21 protein-coding genes and 1 pseudogene are annotated in these 20825 nt (G+C 69.0%); 9 read left to right on the forward strand and 13 right to left on the reverse strand.

Annotated features, from left to right (window positions below; all coding sequences use genetic code 11):
- Positions 1–55: 55 nt before the first annotated feature.
- Positions 56–877, reverse strand: a complete 822-nt coding sequence (locus FBZ89_RS07460; protein ID WP_211115135.1) for an energy transducer TonB — start codon at positions 875–877, stop codon at positions 56–58.
- Between the two features lie 51 nt (positions 878–928).
- Complete coding sequence (locus FBZ89_RS07465) at positions 929–1816, reverse strand: energy transducer TonB (protein ID WP_186457243.1); 888 nt, start codon at positions 1814–1816, stop codon at positions 929–931.
- 221 nt (positions 1817–2037) lie between these two features.
- Between FBZ89_RS07465 and def the strand changes: the two genes are divergently transcribed.
- From def to truA, 3 genes are all read left to right on the forward strand, one after another.
- Entirely contained in the window at positions 2038–2544 is a 507-nt protein-coding gene (def, locus tag FBZ89_RS07470) for a peptide deformylase (protein WP_145749355.1), read from the forward strand.
- A 151-nt stretch (positions 2545–2695) separates the two neighbouring features.
- On the forward strand, positions 2696–3655 hold the full coding sequence (gene fmt / locus FBZ89_RS07475) for a methionyl-tRNA formyltransferase (protein ID WP_145749356.1): 960 nt from the start codon (positions 2696–2698) through the stop codon (positions 3653–3655).
- Positions 3656–3660: 5 nt separating this feature from the next.
- Positions 3661–4401 (forward strand): tRNA pseudouridine(38-40) synthase TruA, encoded by a 741-nt coding sequence (truA, locus tag FBZ89_RS07480; RefSeq protein ID WP_145749357.1) that lies wholly within the window; start codon positions 3661–3663, stop codon positions 4399–4401.
- A gap of 88 nt (positions 4402–4489) precedes the next feature.
- Here truA and FBZ89_RS07485 read toward each other — a convergent pair whose 3' ends face one another.
- The 4 genes from FBZ89_RS07485 to FBZ89_RS07500 form a co-directional block, all read right to left on the reverse strand.
- A complete protein-coding gene (locus tag FBZ89_RS07485) occupies positions 4490–5083 on the reverse strand; it encodes a hypothetical protein (RefSeq protein ID WP_145749358.1) in 594 nt (197 codons plus the stop codon).
- An 8-nt stretch (positions 5084–5091) separates the two neighbouring features.
- Complete coding sequence (dapE, locus tag FBZ89_RS07490; protein WP_145749359.1) at positions 5092–6315, reverse strand: succinyl-diaminopimelate desuccinylase; 1224 nt, start codon at positions 6313–6315, stop codon at positions 5092–5094.
- A 6-nt stretch (positions 6316–6321) separates the two neighbouring features.
- On the reverse strand, positions 6322–7167 hold the full coding sequence (dapD, locus tag FBZ89_RS07495; RefSeq protein WP_145749360.1) for a 2,3,4,5-tetrahydropyridine-2,6-dicarboxylate N-succinyltransferase: 846 nt from the start codon (positions 7165–7167) through the stop codon (positions 6322–6324).
- A 179-nt stretch (positions 7168–7346) separates the two neighbouring features.
- Complete coding sequence (locus FBZ89_RS07500; RefSeq protein WP_145749361.1) at positions 7347–8126, reverse strand: pyrimidine 5'-nucleotidase; 780 nt, start codon at positions 8124–8126, stop codon at positions 7347–7349.
- Positions 8127–8346: 220 nt separating this feature from the next.
- On the opposite strand from FBZ89_RS07500, the gene FBZ89_RS07505 reads away from it, so the two are divergent.
- The 3 genes and pseudogenes from FBZ89_RS07505 (at position 8347) to FBZ89_RS07520 (ending at position 12691) form a co-directional block, all read left to right on the forward strand.
- A complete protein-coding gene (locus tag FBZ89_RS07505) occupies positions 8347–10047 on the forward strand; it encodes a sensor domain-containing diguanylate cyclase (RefSeq protein ID WP_145749362.1) in 1701 nt (566 codons plus the stop codon).
- Positions 10047–11294, forward strand: coding sequence for a DUF2336 domain-containing protein (locus FBZ89_RS07510; RefSeq protein ID WP_145749418.1), 1248 nt, complete (start codon positions 10047–10049; stop codon positions 11292–11294). Before FBZ89_RS07505 ends, FBZ89_RS07510 begins: the two co-directional genes overlap by 1 nt.
- Positions 11294–12691: pseudogene (locus FBZ89_RS07520) on the forward strand (DUF6880 family protein). Before FBZ89_RS07510 ends, FBZ89_RS07520 begins: the two are co-directional and overlap by 1 nt.
- 73 nt (positions 12692–12764) lie before the next feature.
- Here the strand turns inward: FBZ89_RS07520 and argB are convergent.
- The 6 genes from argB to rpmH form a co-directional block, all read right to left on the reverse strand.
- Entirely contained in the window at positions 12765–13691 is a 927-nt protein-coding gene (argB, locus tag FBZ89_RS07525) for an acetylglutamate kinase (RefSeq protein WP_145749365.1), read from the reverse strand.
- A gap of 130 nt (positions 13692–13821) precedes the next feature.
- Complete coding sequence (yihA, locus tag FBZ89_RS07530) at positions 13822–14490, reverse strand: ribosome biogenesis GTP-binding protein YihA/YsxC (protein WP_088870690.1); 669 nt, start codon at positions 14488–14490, stop codon at positions 13822–13824.
- A 212-nt stretch (positions 14491–14702) separates the two neighbouring features.
- On the reverse strand, positions 14703–16430 hold the full coding sequence (gene yidC / locus FBZ89_RS07535) for a membrane protein insertase YidC (protein ID WP_145749366.1): 1728 nt from the start codon (positions 16428–16430) through the stop codon (positions 14703–14705).
- A 91-nt stretch (positions 16431–16521) separates the two neighbouring features.
- A complete protein-coding gene (gene yidD, locus FBZ89_RS07540; protein ID WP_145749367.1) occupies positions 16522–16833 on the reverse strand; it encodes a membrane protein insertion efficiency factor YidD in 312 nt (103 codons plus the stop codon).
- Positions 16830–17285: a ribonuclease P protein component gene (rnpA, locus tag FBZ89_RS07545; protein WP_145749368.1), complete on the reverse strand. Its 456-nt coding sequence runs from the start codon at positions 17283–17285 to the stop codon at positions 16830–16832. Before rnpA ends, yidD begins: the two co-directional genes overlap by 4 nt.
- 9 nt (positions 17286–17294) lie before the next feature.
- Positions 17295–17429, reverse strand: a complete 135-nt coding sequence (rpmH, locus tag FBZ89_RS07550; RefSeq protein ID WP_044558639.1) for a 50S ribosomal protein L34 — start codon at positions 17427–17429, stop codon at positions 17295–17297.
- Between the two features lie 219 nt (positions 17430–17648).
- Between rpmH and FBZ89_RS07555 the strand changes: the two genes are divergently transcribed.
- The 3 genes from FBZ89_RS07555 to FBZ89_RS07565 all read left to right on the forward strand — a co-directional run bounded on the left by FBZ89_RS07555 (position 17649) and on the right by FBZ89_RS07565 (position 19583).
- Positions 17649–18323 (forward strand): VTT domain-containing protein, encoded by a 675-nt coding sequence (locus FBZ89_RS07555; protein WP_186457244.1) that lies wholly within the window; start codon positions 17649–17651, stop codon positions 18321–18323.
- Between the two features lie 62 nt (positions 18324–18385).
- Entirely contained in the window at positions 18386–19156 is a 771-nt protein-coding gene (locus FBZ89_RS07560) for a methyltransferase domain-containing protein (protein WP_145749370.1), read from the forward strand.
- A gap of 67 nt (positions 19157–19223) precedes the next feature.
- Entirely contained in the window at positions 19224–19583 is a 360-nt protein-coding gene (locus FBZ89_RS07565; protein ID WP_145749371.1) for a hypothetical protein, read from the forward strand.
- A 3-nt stretch (positions 19584–19586) separates the two neighbouring features.
- Here FBZ89_RS07565 and FBZ89_RS07570 read toward each other — a convergent pair whose 3' ends face one another.
- Positions 19587–20711 carry a cation diffusion facilitator family transporter gene (locus FBZ89_RS07570; RefSeq protein WP_145749372.1) on the reverse strand — a complete coding sequence of 375 codons (1125 nt, stop codon included), beginning with the start codon at positions 20709–20711 and terminating at the stop codon, positions 19587–19589.
- Positions 20712–20825: the final 114 nt, after the last annotated feature.

The following is a 20825-nucleotide window of genomic DNA, read 5'->3' on the forward strand; positions in this document are numbered from 1 at the left end:
AATGGCCACGGTCGTCGCCTTACTTTTTCCGTGCGCTTATGCCTGACTGTGGGCGTCAGGGCTTGGAACTGGGCGGCGGGATGAAGGTGTGGATGATGAAGCCCCATGAGGCCAGCGGGCGATGATCCGGGCCGGTGGTGGGCTGGCAAGCCGTCTGCAGGGGCAAGGCGTCGGCCATCGCGGCATCCAGCTTGGGATTGCCGGAGCTGTTGAACACCCGGACGGAGGTGACGCGGCCTTCCGCGCTGCAGAAGAAGGCGATGCTCAGGGACATCAACTGCTGCAGGGGGCCGGCGGCGGCCGTTGGATAGTCCTGAGGCTTGCGGCTGGCCTCGGGGGTGAGCTTGGCATTCAGCGCCAGGTCCCAAACGGCCTTCCGGCTCTCGCTGTCCACCGGTTCCGGAATGGTCAGGCCCGGATTGGCGGCGCGCGCAATGTCCAGCAACTCACGGACGTTGTCGCGGCTCAACTGCAGGCCGCTGGTGCTCGGGGCCGGCGGACCCAGTTTGAAATTGTAGCGGAACAACACGCTGCCGGCGATGGGCTTGCCGCTGGCGGGGTCATGACCGGGGAAGCAGCGCAGGCCGGGAATGATCGCCAACACCGCGTTGTCCAACCGCTCAAAGCCGCTGCTTTCGGTCACCTTCGGATCGCTGACGCGGCCATCCACGGCACAGTCGACGCTGATGCCCACCCGGCCTTGCTCGCCCAACCGGGATGATGCCATCGGATAGTCAGGCTGCCTGAAGGAGGTGACGTCGAGGCGGGACCTGGTGGGGTCGGGCGGGGGCTTGTCCTGGGCCACGGCGGGGAACAGGGGGGCCAGGCAGATGGCGGAGAGCGCCAGGGCCCGTAGACGGTGGTAGACGATCTTCATGGCCTCGGACCTTGGTATCTTGATTCTCAGGAGTGCGAAACAACGGTGAGGCTACGGACGGGGCGCGTCCTGAGGTGAGGGGGAGTCCTGATCCGTCGCTTTCGTTGGCTCGGTGTGCCCCGTGAATTGGATGTTTAGTGGAATCGCGTCGCCGGCGTGCATGAGAGGACGCGGTTCGCCCAGTGCCTTGATCGCTTCAGGCGGCATCGGGACTGCCTGCGTTTTATGTTGGCCAAAGTCGTAGCGGTAGAAGCCCCATCCCTCCACCGGTTCCTTGCTTTTGTAGTCCGTCGCCGGAAGACAACGCCAATTGTCCGCCTTGGCGGCTGCAATCAGGGCGCGTGTCAGGTGCGGAGTGGCATCCGGAGAAGTCAGGGGCTCAATCGTGTGAACCCGCCCATCCACGCCGCAAAGAAAGCGGATCGAGGCCGGGGCTCGCTCCTGCGCGGCCTCAGCGTCCCTGGGGTAGGGGAGGGGCTTGAAGCTTTGCGGGTCCAGTACCGCACCCACGTGCGCGTAGGGGCCGGATGCAAGGTCCGAGGTGGCAGCTGATGACCCCTCGTCGGCCTTTAACTGGAAGCGGTACCGGATGACATCCCAGGCAGCAAAAGGCTGTTGCGTCGCCAGATTCAGCGCCGGCTTGCACCGCCATCGGGTGCTTCGGGCTGCATGCTCCACCGCCATGTCCAGCTGCGGATGGCCGCTGGACACCGCGACCTGCCCGTCGGTGACGTGACCATCCGTCTCGCACAGCACGGCGATTGCAACGACCCCTTCCTCCTTCAGTCGAATGGCGGCCATGGGGTACTGCGGCGGGAACCTCGCAAAGCTCGCCGCATCCAGCTTGGGTGGCGTCTTTGGATCCAAGGCCGGCTGCGAGGTGCTGGCGCAGGCGACGGTCAGGAGCGGCAATGGGAAAATGAGATGATGGAAGCGCATGCTGGTAGGCTTGTGGAAGGAAGTCATATGGTAATGGTTGCAAAAAATAATAGCATTGTCCCTTAGGAAATCGCCGGCGCTTCCTGCTTCTATGCCCGCCCGCATACCCCCCGGGCACAACCCGCCCTTGCCCCGGCGGGCCGCATCCCCTATCTCGCAGGGGAACAAGCGTTTATACTTACCGCCCTTCGCCTTAGCCGCCTGATCCGGACACGACACCCATGGCCCTCCTGCCCATCCTGACTGTTCCCGACGCCCGCCTGAAGAAGAAGTGCGCGCCCATCGCCAATATCGACGGCCGCGTGGTGAAGCTGATGGATGACATGCTGGAGACCATGTACAAGGCCCCCGGCATCGGCCTGGCCGCCCCGCAGATCGGCTTGCTGGAGCGCATCATCGTCGTGGACGTGTCCGAGCATAAGGAAGGCGCCAAGGAACCCATCGCCATGGTCAATCCGGAGCTGCTGTGGCTGTCGGATGAGACCTGCGTGCACAACGAGGGTTGCCTCTCCATCCCCGAGATCTACGCCGACGTGGTCCGGCCCAAGCAGATCCGCGTGCGCTATGTCGATCGCGACGGCAGCGTGCAGGAACGCGATTGCGACGAGCTGCTGGCCCGCTGCATCCAGCATGAGGTCGATCACCTGAACGGCGTGCTGTTCATCGACCATCTGTCGTCCCTGAAGCGCAACATGATCCTGCGCAAGGTGAGCAAGGCGGCTCGTTGACGCTGTTCCTCAGGCGCCGGAGTCTTGGTTTCCCTCAGGCGCCGGCACCGCCATCCGGCGGCTTGGCTTCCTCGCTGCGCCCTGCGGTACTCGCTCCGGGGCCCGCAGTCGCGGTCCTTGGGTGGTTTTCCTTTGATGTTGGGGCCTCTGAATGACCCGTCTGCGCCTTGCCTTCATGGGCACGCCCGACTTTTCCGTTCCGGTGCTGGACGCGCTGGTGGCGGCGGGGCATGAGGTCGCCTGCGTCTACAGCCAGCCGCCCCGCCCCGCCGGGCGCGGGCATAAGGAACAGCTGACGCCGGTGCATGCGCGGGCGCAGGCGCTGGGCATTCCCGTCCGCACGCCCCGCACCCTGCGCAAGGAAGAGGTGCAGGCGGAGTTCCGCGACCTGGGCCTGGATGTGGCGGTGGTGGTGGCCTATGGCCTGATCCTGCCGCAGGCGGTGCTGGACGCGCCGCGCCTGGGCTGCCTCAACATCCATGCCTCGCTGCTGCCCCGCTGGCGCGGTGCCGCCCCCATCCAGCGCGCCATCCTGGCCGGTGACGCCGAGAGCGGCGTCACCATCATGCAGATGGAGGCGGGGCTGGACACCGGCCCCATGCTGCTGGAGGAACGCATCGTCCTCACCCCGCGCATGACCGCCAGCCAGTTGCACGACGGCCTCTCCGCCATGGGCGCCCGCCTGATCGTCACGGCGCTGGACCGCCTGGCGGCTGGCGATCTGCCCGCCACCGTGCAGCCGGAGGACGGCGTGACCTACGCCGCCAAGCTGGCCAAGGAGGAAGGGCTGCTGGACTTCACCAAGCCGGCGGCGGAGCTGGACCGGCAGGTGCGGGCGCTGACCCCCTGGCCCGGCACCTGGTTCGAGGCCCCGGTCGAGGGCGGTGCCGCCACAGGGGGAGCGGTCGAGAAGATCAAGGTGCTGGCGGCCGAACCCGTCGCCGGTTCCGGCGCGCCCGGCACCTTGCTGGACAGCGCCCTGACCGTGGCCTGCGGCGAGGGCGCCCTGCGCCTCACCACCGTGCAGCGTCCGGGCAAGGGCCCCGTCGAGGGGGCAGCCTTCCTGCGCGGCTTCCCGCACGCGGTGGGCAAGCCCATCGCCGCCCTCTGACCTCCATGCCGCGCTGGAAGCTCACCGTCGAATATGACGGCCGGCCCTACCAGGGCTGGCAGTTGCAGCCGCATGGCCCCTCCGTTCAGGCCTGCCTGGAGGAGGCCATCCGCCGGTTTTCGGGTGAGGTGGTGCGCGTGCATGCCGCCGGCCGCACCGACGCCGGCGTCCACGCCCTGGGCCAGGTCTGCCACTTCGACCTGGAAAAGCCGACCAAGGCCGACACGGTGCGCGACGCGTTGAACTTCCATCTGCGCCCCGAGCCCGTGGCCGTGGTGAGGGCGGAGGCGGTGGATGACGACTTCCACGCCCGCCTGTCCTGCAAGGGCCGCGCCTACCTCTACCGCATCGTCAACCGCCGGGCGCCCCTGGCGCTGGACATCGGCCGCGCCTGGCACGTACCCACGATCCTGGATGCCGACGCCATGAACGAAGGCGCCCAGCGGCTGGTGGGCAACCACGATTTCACCAGCTTTCGCGCCAGCATCTGCCAGGCCAAGAGCCCGGTGAAGACGCTGAGCCTGCTGACGGTGACGCGGGTGGGGGAGGAGGTGCACATGGTGGCCCGCGCCCGATCCTTCCTGCACCACCAGATCCGCAACATGATCGGCACGCTGCGCCTGGTGGGCGAGGGCAAGTGGACGCCGGACGACGTGACCTGGGCGCTGGAGGCGCGCGACCGCGCCGCCGCCGGCCCGACGGCGCCGCCGGATGGGCTGTACTTCACCGAGGCGTGGTACGAGTAGCCCTGCGGAATGAGCCAGGGCTTTATCCTGTAATGGGACGCGAGGAAGCCAAGGCCACGGATGTGGCCGCCCGGCGATTGAGGGAAAACTAACTGACCGCCATCAGCGGCCCATGGACCAGGGTGGTGGTCAGGTCGCTGACGACCACGTCCAGCAGCACGAAGCCGGTGGCGGTCAGCCAGCCGCAGCCCAGCACGGCGCGGGTCACGTAGGCTTCGTAGAACAGGCTCCAGAAATAGGTGACCGCCATGATGGCGGCCCCCATGGGCATGGACACGACGCCGCTGTGCGCCAGCACGGCGAGGGGCAGCGCCACGATCAGGGCGATGACGCCGCTCCAGTTGAAGGCGGCGATGAAGCGGGGGAACAAGGCGCCCTTGCCCTGCAGGTGCAGGATGCGCTCCACCATCAGGAAATAGCCAAAGGTGCCGATCAGGTAGGCCAGCAGGGTGGCGGGCAAGGCCCGCGCCAGGGGTATGGTGGCCAGCGCGGTGCCGTCGCCCAGTGGAGTCAGCGGATGGCCCATCCAGCGCTCCACCGTGTCCAGCGCCACCACGCCCGGCAGCAGGGCCAGGAAAACCCAGAAGCTGCGCAGCGCGCCAGCCCGGTCGGCCGGGAAGCGGGCGGCCGCCGTCTTGTCCAGGAAGACCAGGCGCAGGGCGCCGACCAGGCTGCCGGCCATTCCGCCCATCACGCGGCGGCGCCGGCGGTGGGGCCCTGGGGGGCGCCGTGGGTGGCGAACCAGTCGGCCAGGATTTGGGCGTAGATGTCGGTCAGGCGGGCCAGGTCGTCCACGGCGATGTGCTCATCCACCTTGTGCATACTGGCCCCCACGCCGCCGAACTCCACCACCGGGCAGTGGTTCTTGATGAAGCGCGCGTCGGAGGTGCCGCCGCTGGTGCTCAGCTCCGGCTCCAGCCCTGTCACGGATCGTACCGCTTGCGCAACGATGCCGCTCAGCTGGCCCGGCGGGGTCAGGAAGGCGTCGCCGCTGACGGTCACCTTCACGTCCCATGCCCCGCCGATTTCGGCCAGGACGCCGCGCACGTGGGCCTCCAGGCTGGCGGGGCTGTGCAGGTCATTGAAGCGGATGTTGAACACCGCCGTGCCCTTGGCCGGGATGATGTTGGTGGTGGGGTTGCCCACGTCGATGGTGGTGATCTGCAAGCTGCTGGGCTGGAAGTGGGGCGTGCCCTGGTCCAGCGGCTCCCCCGACAGGCGGGCCAGGGCCCGGGCCAGGCGGGGCAGGGGGTTGTCGGCCAGGTGGGGATAGGCCACGTGGCCCTGGGCGCCCAGGCTGGTGACGGTGAAGGTGATGCTGCCGCGCCGGCCGATCTTCATCATCTGGCCCAGGCGCTGCGGGTTGGTGGGTTCCCCCACCAGGCAGGCGTCCAGGGCCTCCCCCCGCTCCACCAGCCAGCCCAGCACCTTGCGCGTGCCGTTGATGGACGGGCCTTCCTCATCCCCGGTGATCAGCAGGCTGAGGCTGCCGGTGATGGGCAGTCCGGCCGCCTTGTGCCGGGCGACGGCGGCGATGAAGGCGGCAATGGCCCCCTTCATGTCCGAGGCGCCCCGGCCGAACAGCCGGCCGTCGATGATGTCGCCGGCGAAGGGCGCCACCGTCCACGCCGCGTCATCCCCCACCGGCACCACGTCGGTGTGGCCGGCGAAGCAGAAGTTGGGGCCGGCGTCGCCCAGCCGCGCGTACAGGTTCTCCACCGGCGCCGTCCCCTCCTCCGTGAAGGTCAGGCGGTGGCAGGTGAAGCCCAGGGGCGCCAGCACCCCCTGCAGCACCCCCAGCGCGCCGGCATCGGCCGGCGTGACGCTGGCGCAGCGGATCAGCGCCTGGGTCAGCGCCACCGGATCCGTGGGGTCCGGCGCGATGTTCAGGAGCGTAGGGGAGGCGTGGGCCATGGGCGGTCAGTCCCGCAGCAGATCGTTGATCGAGGTCTTGGCCCGGGTCTGCTCATCCACGCGCTTGACGATGACGGCGCAGTACAGGCTGGGGCCCGGGGTGCCGTCGGGCAGGGGCTTGCCGGGCATGCTGCCGGGCACGACCACGGAATAGGCGGGCACGCGGCCCATGAAGACCTCACCGGTGGCGCGGTCGATGATCTTGGTGCTGGCGCCGATATAGACGCCCATGGACAGGACGGCGCCCTCCTCGACCACCACGCCCTCGACCACCTCGGACCGGGCGCCAATGAAGCAGTTGTCCTCGATAACCACCGGGCCGGCCTGCAGCGGTTCCAGCACGCCGCCGATGCCCACACCGCCCGACAGGTGGACGTTGGCGCCGATCTGGGCGCAGGAGCCGACGGTGGCCCAGGTGTCGACCATGGTGCCCTTGCCCACGCGGGCGCCGATGTTGACGAAGCTGGGCATCAGCACCACGCCGGGGGCGATGTAGGCGCTGCGGCGCACGATGGCGCCCGGCACGGCGCGGAAGCCGGCGGCGCGGAAGCGGGCGTCGTCCCAGCCCTCGAACTTGGTGGGCACCTTGTCGAACCAGGTGCTGCCTCCCGGCGCGCCGGGCATCGGCGCGCTGTCCGTCAGGCGGAAGGACAGCAGCACGGCCTTCTTCAGCCACTGGTTCACCACCCAGGCGCCGCCCACCTTCTCCGCCACCCGCAACTCACCCCGGTCCAGGGCCGACAGCACCTCGTTCACCGCGTCGCGGGTGGCGCCGGTGGTGCTGGCGTTCAAGGTGTCGCGGGTTTCCCACGCTTGCTCGATATGGCTCTGCAGGTCGGTGAAAGCGGTCATGGGGCGTCGTCCGGATGGCGCCTGGTCGGCGGCTTTGGGGGCGGAGGTGTCCGATTAAGCGGGGCGACAATGGCGGGGGGCTTCGATCCCTGTCAACGCCCCCGGCGGCAGGCCAGCCCCTACTTTAGCAGCCTCTCCCGGACATATTCTTGCGTGGGCGGGTTCTTGCGTGGGCGGGGCTATTTGGACGCGGCCAGGTCGGCCACCACCTGGGCCAGCCAGGCGGGCACATCGGTGATGCGGTGCTGCACATAGGGCAGCGCCCCAGGGGACAGCGCCTCGGGCGGCGCGTCGGGATTGGGCAGGGAGAAGGGCGAGTCCGTCTCCACCAGCACGGTGGCCATGCCCAGCGCCCGGGCCGGCTCCAGGTTGCGGGCGATGTCCTCCACCATCACGGCGCGGGTGGGGTCGATGCCGTGTCGCTGGATCAGGGTGGTGTAAGGCAAGGCGTCGGGCTTGGGCGTGAAATCGGCGGCCACGATGTCGAACACGGCGTGGAACTGGTCGGCCACGCCCAGGCGCCGCATCACGTTCTCCGCATGGCCCTTGGACCCGTTGGTGTAGATGATCTTGCGCCCCGGCAGGGCCGCCAGGCTTTCCGCCATGGCCGGCTGCGGCAGGATGGCGCTGACATCAATGTCGTGGACATAGTCCAGGAAGGGCCCCGGCTGCACCCCGTGGTTCAGCATCAGGCCGCGCAGGCTGGTGCCGTACTGGCGGAAATAATCCTTCTGCAGGCGCTTGGCCGCATCGGCGTCCAGCCCCAGGGCCTCGGCGATATAGGCGCCGATGCGCACGTCGACCTGTGCGAACAGGTTGCACGCCGCCGGATACAGCGTGTTGTCCAGGTCGAAGATCCAGGTGTCGATGTGGGCGAAGGGGCTGCCCATGGGCGCATGGCCGGCGGCGGTGACGGCCAGAGGGGCGGTGACGGTCAAGGGGGCGGTATCGGTCATCATGGCCCCACCATGGGCCCGCCGCCCGTTCCGGGCAAGCCGCGACTGACCACCGGCGGGCGCCCTCACCCTATCCCGACGCGGCACGGGGTGCCCGTCCGGGCCAGTTGCCGCCATCCAGGGAGTAAGCTACTCCTTTGGGGAGGCGGGCTTGCCGGTCCAGGTGTTTGAGCCCAGGGACTTGGCGGGCGCGGGGCGGCTGTTGGGCGCGCGGGGCGGGGGCATGGGTTCCGATTTGATCGATGGCCAGGCATTGCTGACGGGGTGGGCCGGCCCCGGGCTGGCGGTCGACGCCGAGGGCCGGGTCACCGCCGCCAACACGGCGGGCGCCCAGCTGCTGCTGCGTGACGACGGCTGGCTGGATCTGCTGTCACGCTGGGTGGCGGATGGCGGCGTGCTGCAGCCCGGCACCCATTCCAGCCCCCTGCCGGACCAGGAGGTGGTGGAATGGACGCCGTTGGCGCTGCCCCCCGACGGGGCGGGCCGGACGCAGTACCTGCTGCTGGGGCGCATGGCCACGCTGGAGCGCCGCTTGCGCCAGGCGCTGACGGAATCGCGCCAGCGCTATAAGGACCTGGTGGAAATCTCCAGCGACTTCGCCTGGGAAACCGGGCCGGATGGGCGTTTCGCCTTCGTCTCCCCCGCCGGGGCCATCGGCTATCGCCCCGACGACCTGGTGGGCCGCCACCCCAACGACTTCCTGCTGCCGGAGTTCGACGACGGGCTGTCGCCGTTCGAGGCGCGGGACGCCATTGAGCGGGTGGAGGTCTGGCTGCGCGCGGCGGACGGCCGGCCCGCCTGCCTCATCTCCTCCGCCCTGCCGCTGACGGGGCCGGACGGGCAATGGGTCGGGGCCCGCGGCGCCTGCCGCGACATCACCGACGCCCGGCTGCGGGCCATGGAATTGGCGCAGGTGCGCCTGCGCGAGCGTTACCTGGGCTACATCGTCTCCTCCACCCGTGACGACGTCGATCCCGCCCGCACGCTGGAGATCGCGGCCGGCGTGGCGGTGAACGCCACCGGCGCCGCCGGTTCCGCGCTGCGCGCCCGGGTCGAGGGGGCGGACAGCTACGTCCCCGTGGGCGTGGCGGAAAACATTCCGGCGGAGCTGGAGGCGACGCTGGCCGAACTGCCCCACCGGGCGGCGGAAAGCGAGGAGCCGGTGACGGTCACCGCCGCCGGTCATGACGTGCTGGCTGCCCGCACCCTGTTCCGGCACGAGGTCAACGGCGCCGTGCTGGTGTGGCGGCCCACCCCCGAAACGGCCGCCGACAACGGGCAGGGCGGCTGGTCCGCCGACGATCTCTCCATGGCCCACACCATCGCCGACCATGTGGGCGCGGCCATTGCCCAGGCCCGCTACCAGGAACGGCTGAAAACACTGTCGGAGCGTGATGGCCTGACCGGCCTGTACAACCGCCGCACGGTCATGGAACTGCTGGGCCAGCGCCTGGGCGTCAAGACCGGTGGCGCTTCCGCCCTGCTGTATTTCGACCTGGACAACTTCAAGGCGGTGAACGACCTGCGCGGCCACACCGCCGGCGACGACGTGCTGCGCGCCGTGGGCGACCTGCTGCGCCGCATGGCGCGGCCGGGCGACTTGGCAGGACGCCTGGGCGGCGACGAGTTCGTGCTGTGGATCGACCGCGTGGACCAGGCCCAGGCCCTGTCCGTGGCCGACCGCCTGCTGCGCGAGGCGGCGGAATTCCTGCGGCCGCTGTCCGCCGGGCCGGAGAAGCCGCTGGGCGTCTCCATCGGCGTGGCCGTCCACCAGGGCGGCGGGGGCGAGCCGGTGCAAAGCCTGGTGGACCGCGGCGACCAGGGCATGTACGCCGCCAAGCGTCTGGGCAAGGGCCATCGCTGCCTGTCGCCCGCCTATAGTGACGACACCGGGAAAGAGGGTCCCGGGGAAAAGGACGAGTGATGGGCGGACTGGACTACGATACCGCCAAGAAGCTGGCTACCGGCGATGCGGCCGACCGGCGTTTCGTCGCCTCGCGCGCCGAGACCCAGCCGGAAATCCTGTACCTGCTGGCGACGGACAAAAGCGCCGAGGTGCGGCGAGAGATCGCGCTGAACAGTTCCACGCCGCGCCAGGCGGACATGATGCTGTCCACCGATGTGGATGAGGGCGTGCGCAGCGGCCTGGCCTCCAAGATCGCGGCTTTGGTGCCCAGCCTGTCCGCCGACCGGGTGGGGCAGATCGAGCGCATGACCCTGCAGATCCTGGAGACGCTGGCCCGCGACCGGGCGGCGGCGGTGCGCGGCGTCATGGTGGCGGCACTGAAGGACTTGCCCAACGCCCCGCCTACGGTCATCCAGCAGCTGGCCCGCGACCTGGACGCCAGCATTTCCGGCCCCGTCCTGCGCCACTCCCCCATCCTGACCGACGACGACCTGCTGGAGATCATCGCCGGCGCGCCGGAGGATGAGCGGCTGTGCGCCATCGCCGAGCGCGCGGACGTCAGCGTCGCCGTCTCCGACGCCATCGTGCAGACGGAACGCGAGGCGGCGGTGGCCAGCCTGCTGGGCAACGCCAGCGCCCAGATCCGGGAAGAGACGCTGGATCGCATCCTGGATCTCGCGCCCAAGCATGAACCCTGGCACGCCCCCCTGGTGCGCCGGCCCCACCTGCCGCCGGCTGCGGCCGCGCGCATCGCCGGCTTCGTCACCGACAGCCTGGTCAAGGTGCTGGAGGGCCGCAGCGACCTGCCGGCGGAAACCCGCCAGGCCATCACCCAGGCCGTGCGCCAGCGCTTGCCCGCCGCCAAGACCGGCACCGGAACGGGCAACGGCCTGGTGGATGAGGAGGAGGCGCCCAAGGAGCGGCCGGCCGACCGCGCCCGGCGCCTGCACAAGGAAAAGAAGCTGACGGAGGATACGGTGACCATGGCCCTCGGCCAGGGCGACCGCGGCTTCGTCATGGCCTCGCTGGCGCTGCTGTCCGGCCTGCCCCAGCCCATTGTGGAAAAGATCATCGCCGGCCAAAGCCCGCGCGGCGTCACCGCCCTGTGCTGGAAGGCCAAGCTGACCATGCGCGCCGCCCGCCAGGTGCAGATGCGCCTGGCCCAAATCCCCCCGTCCAACGTGTTGAACGCCCGCGAGGGCACCAAGTACCCTATGACCGACGACGAGATGAAGTGGCAACTTGAGTTCTTCGGGGTGGAGTGATGGCGCGCAAGCCCGCCTTGTCGGTGGAGTCCCTGGTGGCGCTGGGGCCGGAGAAACTGGCGCAGATCATCCTGGACGAGGCGGCCGACAGCGCGCCCTTCCGCAAGCGGGTGAACGCGGCGCTGGCGGCCCTGAAGGGGCCGGACGCGGTGGCCAAGCTGGTCGACCGCCGCCTCGCCGCGCTGGAGCGGGCCTAGGCCATCATTCCTTGGGAAAAGGAAAAGGCGTTCGTCGCCGACCTCCAGGCGACAGTGGATACCATCGTCAAGGAACTGGCCTCGGCGGACGCGTTCTCCGCCGTCAATCGCCTGCTGCGCTTCCTGGGGACGCAGCAGGATGTGCTTGAGCGCACGGCCGATTCTGGTGGGCGCGTGAGCAACCTCTACTGGGAGGCCGCGGAATCCGCCCATGGGTTGCTGGAGGGGCTGAAGCCAGTGGAGCGGGCGCAGGTTGCCCAGTGGCTGACCGGCGCACTGGCGTCGGATGATTACTCCTTGTTCCTGCGTGTCGCTCTGGTTCTGGCGTCCCTGTTGTCCGACGCGCAGGGCCGCGACTGGGAATCGGCGCTGGCCAAGGTGGGGGCGGATCTGGCGGCCCCCTTGGAGGTGCGGCAAGCCCTGGCGGAAGCCCGAGGCGACATGGACACGGTGATGGCGCTGGAGGCGCGGTTGCCGTCCTGGCGCCAGAATCCCATCCGCCTTGCCGAGCGCTTGCTGGCGGCGGGGCGCTATGAGGACGCGCTGCGCTGGGTGCGCACCGAGGACAAGCCCAACCGGCTGATCATGGCGACCAGGGCGGAACTGATGTCCGGTACCGTGCAGCGCCGATGGTCCAATCCCGACAAGCTCCAGCTGGAAGCGAAGATCCTGGAGGCCATGAAGGATCGGGCCGCCGCCCAGGCGCTGCGATGGAAGGGCTTCGAGGCCACGTTGAACGCCAGCCTCCTGCGCGAGTACATCGACAAGCTGGATGACTTCCAGGAATTCGACGAGTTGGACCGCGCGTTCGCCCTCGTCGCCGCCAGCAAGGATCCGCACGCGGCACTCGACTTTTTTATCCGATGGCCCCGCCTCGACCTGGCGGCCTCCCTGGTCTTTGCCCGGCGTGGCGATTGGAGGGGGGCTTACTACGACGTGCTCTCCGACGCGGCGGCGGCGTTGGAGGACGGGTTCCCCTTGGCGGCGACCGTTCTATACCGTGTGCTGCTGGATGACATCCTCGGCCGCGGCGTCTCGGCCGGGTATGGGCATGGCGCCCGTTATCTCCACCGTCTGGGTGCCTTGGCCCGCCGCGTCGAAGCCTATGCCGGCATGGAAAATCACACCACGTACGCCCTGCGTTTGCGCAAGGACCATGGTCGCAAGTCGTCCTTCTGGAGCCAGGTGACGCCGGACTGACAGCGCACCAAAAGAAAAACGCCGGGCGGACACTCCACCCGGCGTTTCGCGCTTCAGGGACCCTTGGGGGCGCTTACTTGTGGCCAATCAGGGTGCCGGCGCCGCCTTCGGTGAAGATTTCCATGAGGATGGCGTGGGGCACGCGGCCGTCCAGGATGACGGCGGCGTCGACGCCCTTTTCCACCGCCTGGATGCAGGTCTCGATCTTGGGGATCATGCCGCCGCTGGCGGTGCCGTCGGTGATCAGGGTCTTGGCCTGGTCCACCGACAGCTCGGGGATCAGGGCCTTGTCCTTGGTCAGCACGCCGGCCACGTCGGTCAGCAGCAGCAGGCGTTTGGCGTTCACGGCGGCGGCCACGGCGCCGGCGGCGGTATCGGCGTTGATGTTGAAGGTCTCGCCATGCGGGCCGAAGCCGATGGGGGCGATGACGGGGATCAAGCCGGCGTCCTGGATGCGGCGGATCATGCCCGGATTGACATTGAAGGGGTCACCCACGAAGCCCAGGTCCAGCACCCGCTCGATGTTGCTGTCGGGGTCGCGCTTGGTGCGCAAGACCTTGCGGGCCTCGATCAGGTTGCCGTCCTTGCCCGACAGGCCGATGGCCTGGCCGCCCTGGTCGTTGATCAGTTGCACCAGCTGCTTGTTGATGGAGCCGGACAGCACCATTTCGACGATCTCGACCGTCTCCTTGTCGGTGACGCGCAGGCCGTCGATGAATTCCGATTTGATCTTCAGCCGGTCCAGCATCTGGCCGATCTGCGGCCCGCCGCCGTGGACCACGATGGGGTTGATGCCCACCTGCTTCAGCAACACGATGTCGCGGGCGAACATCTCGCCCAGGCGCTCGTCGCCCATGGCGTGGCCGCCATACTTCACGACGAAGGTCTGGCCGGCGTAGCGGCGCATGTAGGGCAGCGCTTCCGACAGGGTCAGGGCCTTGCCCAGCCACTCCTCACGAGAGGCGGCCAGGGAGGGGGAAGCGGCGGTGGCAGCGGTCATCGGCGGGGGATCCGTGTCACGGGATGGAAGGGCGGTTCGTATCTATACCCGACCCGGTCCCGGGGCAATCCCCCGTTACGGCCGGTGCGGCGATGGGGACCAGCATAGCGGTGCCGGCCGTTCGTGCGTGTTACGGATTGGCTAAAGCCGCCAGGCTGGCCCGCAGTTCCGGCACGCCCTGGCCCGTTTCGCTGCTGGTGAACAGCACCTCGGGATGGGCGGCGGGATGCTTCTTGATCGCGGCCTGGGTGGCGGCGTGCACGTGGTTCAGGGCCAGGCGGGTCAGCTTGTCGGTCTTGGTCAGCACCACCTGGTAGACCACGGCGGCATTGTCCAGCATGCCCATGACTTCCATGTCGATGGGCTTGAAGCCGTGGCGGCTGTCGATCAGCAGGCAGCAGCGGCGCAGGGTCACCCGGCCCTTCAGGTAGGCGCGCACGAACTCGTTCCACGCCTCCACCTTGTCCTTGCTTTCCTTGGCGTAGCCGTAGCCGGGCATGTCCACCAGCGACAGCCGGTCGCCCAGGTCGAAGAAGTTCAGCTGCTGCGTCCGCCCTGGGGTATGCGATGTGCGGGCCAGGGTCTTGCGGCCGGTCAGGGCGTTCACCAGGCTGGACTTGCCCACGTTGGACCGGCCGGCGAAGGCCACCTCCGGCAGGCCCTGCGGCGGCAGGTTGTCCTTGGCCGAGGCGCCCCACTTGAACTCGCATTCCTTGGCGAACAGCAGGCGCCCCTGCTCCAGTGCCTCGGGCGAGATGGGGGTCAGGGCGGGCAGGGGGGGCAACGGCTTGGTGGCCATGGGCCGTACTCTCTCACGATCTGGAAATGGCGCGGGGGCATGGAACCTTGTCCTATGCCCCCGGCGGTATGAAAACACCTCTTGCACCAACGGTGTGCGGCCACGCCGCATGCCGTTGTAGGACGCAAGTGCGTCCGCCGGAGCGAGCACCGCGGGGCGCAGCGAGGAAGCCAAGCCGGCGGATGCCGGCGCCTGGCGCTTGAGGGTGCTGCTTAAGTCGGTTTAACACCCATGCGGCGCATCAGCACGTACTGCTGCGTCACGCTGAACAGGTTGGACCACACATAGTAGATCACCAGGCCGGCGGGCAGAGAGCCCATCATCCAGGTGAAGACCAGGGGCATGGTCATCATCACCTTCTGCTGCGTCGGATCCATGCCCGGGGTGGGCGTCATCTTCTGCAGCAGGAACATGGTGCAGCCCAGCAGGATGGGCCAAACGCCCAGGTGCAGGAAGGCGGGCGGGTCGAAGGGCAGCAGGCCGAACAGGTTGAACAGGCTGGTCGGGTCGGGTGCCGACAGGTCGTGGATCCAGCCGAAAAAGGGCGCGTGCCGCATCTCGATGGTGACCGACAGCACCTTGTACAGCGACCAGAAGATCGGCATCTGGATCAGGACGGGCAGGCAGCCCGTCATGGGGTTGGCGCCTTCCTTCTTGTACAGCGCCATCATCTCGATAGACGCCTTCTGCTTGTCGTCGCCGGCGCGCTTGCGGATGGCCTCCACCTGCGGCTGCAGCTTCTTCATCTTGGCGGCGCTGCGGAACTGCTTTTGCGCCAGCGGGAACATCAGCGTGCGCAGGCAGATGGTGAACAGCATGATGCCCAGGCCGAAGTTGCCCAGCAGGCGGCCGAAGAAGTCCAGCGCCAGCGAGAACGGCATGGTCAGGAACCACAGGTGGCCGAAGTCGATGGCCCGGTTGAACAGCGGGATGTGCTGCTCATCCTGGTAGCTGTCCAGCAGCTTCATCTCCTTGGCGCCGGCGAACAGGCGCTCGCTGTTCTCCGTGCTCTGCCCGGCCTCCAGCGTCACCGACGGTTCGGCGTAGTCGGTCTGGTACAGGTCGCCCTTTTCCTGATGGGTGACGTGGGCCGTCAGGCTCTTGGCCTGGTCCGGCACCAGGCTGACCAGCCAGTACTTGTCGGTGATGCCCAGCCAGCCGCCCTTGGTGTCGAAGGACTTGGAGGTCTCGCCCGCCACGTCCTTGTAGCTGATCTCCTTCAGCGTGCCATCCATCAGGCCGATGGGGCCCTCGTGCAGCATGTAGGAACCGACCAGCGTCGGATGGCTGGCCCGCGCGATGCGGGCGTAGGGATAGAGGGTGACGGCGGCGGCGCCATTGTTCGTCACCTTCTGGGTGATGCTGAACATGTAGTTGGCGTCGACCGCCACCGTGCGTTCGAACGTCAGGCCCTGGCCGTTGTCCCAACGCAGGGTAACGGGATGCTCGGGCGTCAGCTCACCCTGGTCGGCGGCCTGCCATTCGGTGGTGGGGCCAGGGACGGCGGCGCCGTTGGCGGTCCAGCCGTATTCGGCGAAGAAGGCGCCGGGGGCGCCGCTGGGCGACAGCAGGGTGACGGCCGGGCTGCTCTTGTCCACCGTCTCGCGGTAATCCTGCAGGCTCAGGTCGTCGAAGCGGCCGCCACGCAGGTTCAGGCTGCCGGCCAGGCGGGGGGTGCGAATGGTGATGCGCTGCCCTTCGCCCAGCACCGTGGCGCGGTCGCGCAGGGCGTCGGCCACGCCGCCGGAGGCGACGGCGCCCGGCGCGCCCGTGGGGGCGGCACCCGGGGCCGGCGGGGCGGCCAGGGCTTGGGCCGCCTCCTGCCTGGCCTTCGCCTCCTGCAGGGCGCGCTGGCGCGGGGCCTCGTAGAAGAAGTGGAAGCCCAGCAGGATGGCGGCCGACAGGCCGATGGTGATGAACAGGTTCTTCTGATCGCTCATGTATTCACTTCCCACACGACCCCAGTCCTTGATACCGGGGCCTAGGCCCGGCCGGCGACAACGGCAGTCTCAAAACGAATGCGGCAGGACCCTAACGGGCCACGCGTCCCCCGTCCATATGGCAGCATTGAATGTCAGGCGAATGACGCCGGAAATGCGATGATTTGGGCGGCATATGGTCCGCCGGCGGCACCGGATCCAGTCCCCCGCCGCCCCAGGGATGGCAGCGGGCGATACGACGCACCGCCAGCCAGCCGCCCTTCACCCCGCCGTGCACCGCCAAGGCCTCAAGCGCATAGGCCGAGCAGCTGGGCTCGAACCGGCAGCGCGGGCCCAGCAGAGGCGCCAGCAACAGCCGGTAGAGATGGATGGGCAGGCGCAGGGCGCGGGCCAGCGGGCTCATGATGCCGCCGGGCTGTTGGGGCCCATATCTGACCCCGCCGGCTGGGGCGCGGGCATGGCGAAAGCCTGGGCGCCCTCGGTCCAGGCACCCAGCTTTTTCAAGGCCAGGGTCAGGTCAGCCAACAGCTCGGCGTAGCGCCGGGTCACGGTTTCGCTGCGCGCGATGACGACGAAATCGGTGTTGGGCTTGCCATGAAGGGCCAGCACGGCGCGAACGGCCGCGCGGAGGCGTCGCCGGGCGCGGTTGCGCTTGACGGCATTGCCCACCTTCTTGCTGGCGGTAAAGCCCACGCGCACCAAAACGTCGCCGGCGGCGGGCCGCTGGCGATCGTCGTGGGCACGGGCTTGCAAAATCAGGCCGGGGGTTGCCCATTTACGGCGCGCCCCGGCAACGGCCAGAAACTCCGACCGTTTCAAGAGGCGCCCCACCACGGCTATGCGCCGGGGCGCCATCTCCCTGCCTTAGGCGGAGAGACGCTTGCGGCCCTGGGCGCGACGGCGGGCCAGCACCTTGCGACCGCCGGGGGTCGCCATGCGGGCGCGGAAGCCATGGCGGCGGGCACGCACGAGCTTGCTCGGCTGGAACGTACGCTTCACGACTGATACTCCGGATATAAAACTGGAAAATGGAAGCGCGTTGTATAGTGGCGGCCCGGCGCAGAGTCAATGCGCCAGTTTCCCGTTGAAAGGATGGCCGCATTGCCTGTGGAGAGGGCGTCCAACGATTATGAAAGCTCTGGCGCCGGCCGTCCACCCCGCCCCTTGCCCCGCCCGCTGGTGTCTTGGATGCGGCGGCTGACGCCTCTTGGCCTTTTGGTGGCGGGACTTATTGTGGTGTTGGCCGCCGGCGGGCACCACTGGTTGACGGTTGAGACCCTGTCCGGCCGACTGGCGCAACTCTCCGCCTTGGTCGCCGACCATCCCCTCCGGGCCGCGGCGTCGGTGTTCGGCGTGGCGCTGGGCGTGGCCGCCCGGTCCCTGCCGGCGGCCACGGTGGTCAGCCTGGCGGCGGGATACGCCTTTGGCGCCGCCCCCTTTGGCGCCGCCCCCTTTGGCGCCGCTCTGGGCGCGCTGCTCTCCGTGGCGGGCGGCACCCTCGGCGGCACCCTGGTCTTCCTGGCCTTGCGCCGGGCCGGCGTGGGCGGACTGGCGGGGCGGCTGCCCGGCTGGCTGGCGCCGGTCGCGAACCAGCCTTGGGCCGTTATCCTGGTGCTGCGCCTGCTGCCGATCATGCCGTTTTCCGCCATCAACGTGCTGGCGGCGGCGATTCGCATGCCGGCCCCCATCTTCATCATCGGCACGGGCCTGGGCGCCTATCCCCCGCAATTCCTCTATGCCTTGCTGGGCGCGCGGCTGCCGGCGCTGCTGGCGGCGGGGGAGAGGCCGGGCCTGGGGCTGGTGCTGCGGCCCGAGGTGGGCGGGCCCCTGGCCCTGCTGGTGCTGCTGGCCCTGGCGCCGGTGGCGATTCGCCATTGGCGGCGGGGTGCCTGAGTCGCGTTTGGCCGATTCGGCCCCACATATAAGGTGGAACCAAGAGGAAGGAGGACCCACCCATGGCCTGGGATCCCGCGCAGTACGGTTTGTTCGAGGCGGCCCGCGCCCGCCCGGGGCATGACCTCATCGCGGCCTTGCCGCCGTGCAAGCCCGCCACCGTGGTGGATCTGGGCTGCGGCGCCGGCAAGCTGACCATGGCGCTGGCCAACCGCTGGTCGGCGGCGGAGGTGGCGGGCATCGACAGTTCCGCCGCCATGCTGGGGCGCGCCGCCCTGCTGGATGCCCGTGTCGCCTGGGAACTGGGCGACATCCGCCAGTGGACGCCCAAGGCGCCGGTGGACGTGCTGTTCTCCAACGCGGCCCTGCAGTGGGCGGAGGGGCACGGGACCCTGTTCCCCCGCCTGCTCAAGGGGGTGTCGCCCGGCGGCGTGATGGCGGTGCAGATGCCGCGCAACTTCGCCTCCCCCTCCCACACCCTGTTGCGCCAGGTGGCGGCGGAGGGGCCGTGGGCGGCGGCGCTGGAGGGCCGGCTGCGCGAGGCGCCGGTGCACGATCCGGCCCAGTATTACGACTGGCTGGCCCCGGCCGCGTCGCATGTGGATGTGTGGGAGACGGAATACCTGCATGTCCTGGATGGCCCCGACCCCGTGCTGGAATGGACCAAGGCGACCGCCATGCTGCCCGTGCTGGAAACGCTGCGGGGTGCCGAACTGGCGGATTTCATGGAGCGGTATCGCGCGGCCCTGGCCGTCGCTTATCCGCGCCGCGCCGACGGCCGGACCCTGTTCCCCTTCCGCCGGCTGTTCATCGTGGCCACGCGGGCGTCCTGAAATTGACGGGTGGCGCGGATAGGCGGAAAATGGCGCGACCTGCCCCCTTTTTCCCGCAAGAGGCCCCATGACCGTCCTTGAGGTCGCCGTCTACGCCCTGGTGCTGACCGGCGGCAAGAGCCCATTTTTCTGCGAGCAGAAGGACCAGGCGGCGGCCCCAGTGGTGGAATGCACCAGCGGCCTATCCGCGACGGAGGAGAAGGGCGTCATCCACTACGACAGCGGCGTGACGGTCTCCCGCCTGCCGGATGGCAACCTGTCCTTCTCCAACGGCATCACCGCCCATTGGGGGGCCGGCAGCTGGGTGCAATTCAGCAACGGCGTCAGTCTGCGCCGCGTGGCCGGTGGCAACTTCAAGTCATCGACGGGCATGCTGTGCGAGGCGGGGGGCACGACCAAGGCCTCGTGCCATAAGGACGCGGAATAGGGGTCACACCACGCTGTCCGGCGCCAGGGCGCAGGGCTCGCCGTGGCCGGTCTCGATCTGCACGGTGGCGTGGTTGATGCGGAAGCGGGTTTTCAGCTCGCGGCAGATTTCGGCCAACAGCGGGTCGCCGTCGCGGTTGTCGGGGCGCACCAGGTGGGCGGTCAGGGCCGTGTCGGTGGTGCTGAGCGCCCAGACGTGCAGGTCGTGCACCTCCGCCACGCCGGGCAGGGCCGCCAAATAGGCGCGCACGGCGGCGAGATCCACCCCGGCCGGCACGGCGTCCAGGGCCAGGTTCAGCGATTCGCGCAGCAGCGACCAGGTACCCAATACGATGACCACGCTGATGACCAGGCTGATAACCGGGTCCAGCCAGTTCCATCCCGTCCACAGGATCAGGGCGCCAGCGATGACCACGCCCAGCGTGACCAGGGCGTCGGACGCCAGGTGCAGGAAGGCGCCGCGCAGGTTCAGGTCATGCTCCGACCCGCGCATGAACAGCAGGGCCGTGCCGCCGTTGACCAGGATGCCCCCGGCCGCGACCCACATCATGATGGTCGGGGCGGCGGGTTCCGGCTCGGTGAAGCGGCGCACCGCTTCCCAGGCGATGCCGCCGGTCACCAACAACAACGCCACCGCGTTGGCCAGCGCCGCCAGGATGGAGCTGCCGCCCAGGCCGTAGGTATAGCGGCTGGAGGGCCGGCGCCGCGCCAGGATCACCGCCACCCAGCTGGCGGCCAGGCCCAGCACATCGGACAGGTTGTGACCGGCGTCGGCCAGCAGGGCCAGCGAGTTGCTGACGAAGCCGTAAAACGCCTCCGCCCCCACATAGGCCAGGTTTAGCGCTATGCCGATGGCGAAGGCCGTGCCGGCGTCGGCCGGTGCGGCATGGTGGTGGCCACCCAGCCCATGGCTGTGGCCATGGTGGCCGTGATCGTGGCCGGCATGGTCGTGGCCATGACTATCATCGTGGCCGTGATCGTGAGGCCCGTGATCTTGGTGGCCATGATCATGCCCACCGGGGCCTTGATGGTCGTGTCCATGGTCGTGCCCGGCACAGCCGTGGTCATGCCCGTGATCATGGCCGTGCGCCGGGGCGGACTTGGGATGGTCGTGGTCGTGCGGTGCCATGGGCTTCGGGGACGGTTCGGGATGGGGCGGGCGGCAACCATACCGTGGGTGGGCCCAGGGGCGCCACCGGCTTGGATCCCGGCGGGCTTATGCCGCAGGGGATCTTGGTACCGC

The organism is Nitrospirillum amazonense (genome assembly GCF_007828045.1).
Classification (GTDB): Bacteria; Pseudomonadota; Alphaproteobacteria; order Azospirillales; family Azospirillaceae; genus Nitrospirillum; species Nitrospirillum amazonense_C.

Excerpts from the sequence above, each read along its gene's own strand:
- FBZ89_RS07460 (WP_211115135.1), bottom strand. The coding sequence starts at position 877 with ATGAAGATCGTCTACCACCGTCTACGGGCCCTGGCGCTCTCCGCCATC.
- FBZ89_RS07465 (WP_186457243.1), bottom strand. The coding sequence starts at position 1,816 with ATGCGCTTCCATCATCTCATTTTCCCATTGCCGCTCCTGACCGTCGCC.
- def (WP_145749355.1), top strand. The coding sequence starts at position 2,038 with ATGGCCCTCCTGCCCATCCTGACTGTTCCCGACGCCCGCCTGAAGAAG.
- fmt (WP_145749356.1), top strand. The coding sequence starts at position 2,696 with ATGACCCGTCTGCGCCTTGCCTTCATGGGCACGCCCGACTTTTCCGTT.
- truA (WP_145749357.1), top strand. The coding sequence starts at position 3,661 with ATGCCGCGCTGGAAGCTCACCGTCGAATATGACGGCCGGCCCTACCAG.
- FBZ89_RS07485 (WP_145749358.1), bottom strand. The coding sequence starts at position 5,083 with ATGGCCGGCAGCCTGGTCGGCGCCCTGCGCCTGGTCTTCCTGGACAAG.
- dapE (WP_145749359.1), bottom strand. The coding sequence starts at position 6,315 with ATGGCCCACGCCTCCCCTACGCTCCTGAACATCGCGCCGGACCCCACG.
- dapD (WP_145749360.1), bottom strand. The coding sequence starts at position 7,167 with ATGACCGCTTTCACCGACCTGCAGAGCCATATCGAGCAAGCGTGGGAA.
- FBZ89_RS07500 (WP_145749361.1), bottom strand. The coding sequence starts at position 8,126 with ATGATGACCGATACCGCCCCCTTGACCGTCACCGCCCCTCTGGCCGTC.
- FBZ89_RS07505 (WP_145749362.1), top strand. The coding sequence starts at position 8,347 with ATGGGTTCCGATTTGATCGATGGCCAGGCATTGCTGACGGGGTGGGCC.
- FBZ89_RS07510 (WP_145749418.1), top strand. The coding sequence starts at position 10,047 with ATGGGCGGACTGGACTACGATACCGCCAAGAAGCTGGCTACCGGCGAT.
- argB (WP_145749365.1), bottom strand. The coding sequence starts at position 13,691 with ATGACCGCTGCCACCGCCGCTTCCCCCTCCCTGGCCGCCTCTCGTGAG.
- yihA (WP_088870690.1), bottom strand. The coding sequence starts at position 14,490 with ATGGCCACCAAGCCGTTGCCCCCCCTGCCCGCCCTGACCCCCATCTCG.
- yidC (WP_145749366.1), bottom strand. The coding sequence starts at position 16,430 with ATGAGCGATCAGAAGAACCTGTTCATCACCATCGGCCTGTCGGCCGCC.
- yidD (WP_145749367.1), bottom strand. The coding sequence starts at position 16,833 with ATGAGCCCGCTGGCCCGCGCCCTGCGCCTGCCCATCCATCTCTACCGG.
- rnpA (WP_145749368.1), bottom strand. The coding sequence starts at position 17,285 with ATGGCGCCCCGGCGCATAGCCGTGGTGGGGCGCCTCTTGAAACGGTCG.
- FBZ89_RS07560 (WP_145749370.1), top strand. The coding sequence starts at position 18,386 with ATGGCCTGGGATCCCGCGCAGTACGGTTTGTTCGAGGCGGCCCGCGCC.
- FBZ89_RS07565 (WP_145749371.1), top strand. The coding sequence starts at position 19,224 with ATGACCGTCCTTGAGGTCGCCGTCTACGCCCTGGTGCTGACCGGCGGC.
- FBZ89_RS07570 (WP_145749372.1), bottom strand. The coding sequence starts at position 20,711 with ATGGCACCGCACGACCACGACCATCCCAAGTCCGCCCCGGCGCACGGC.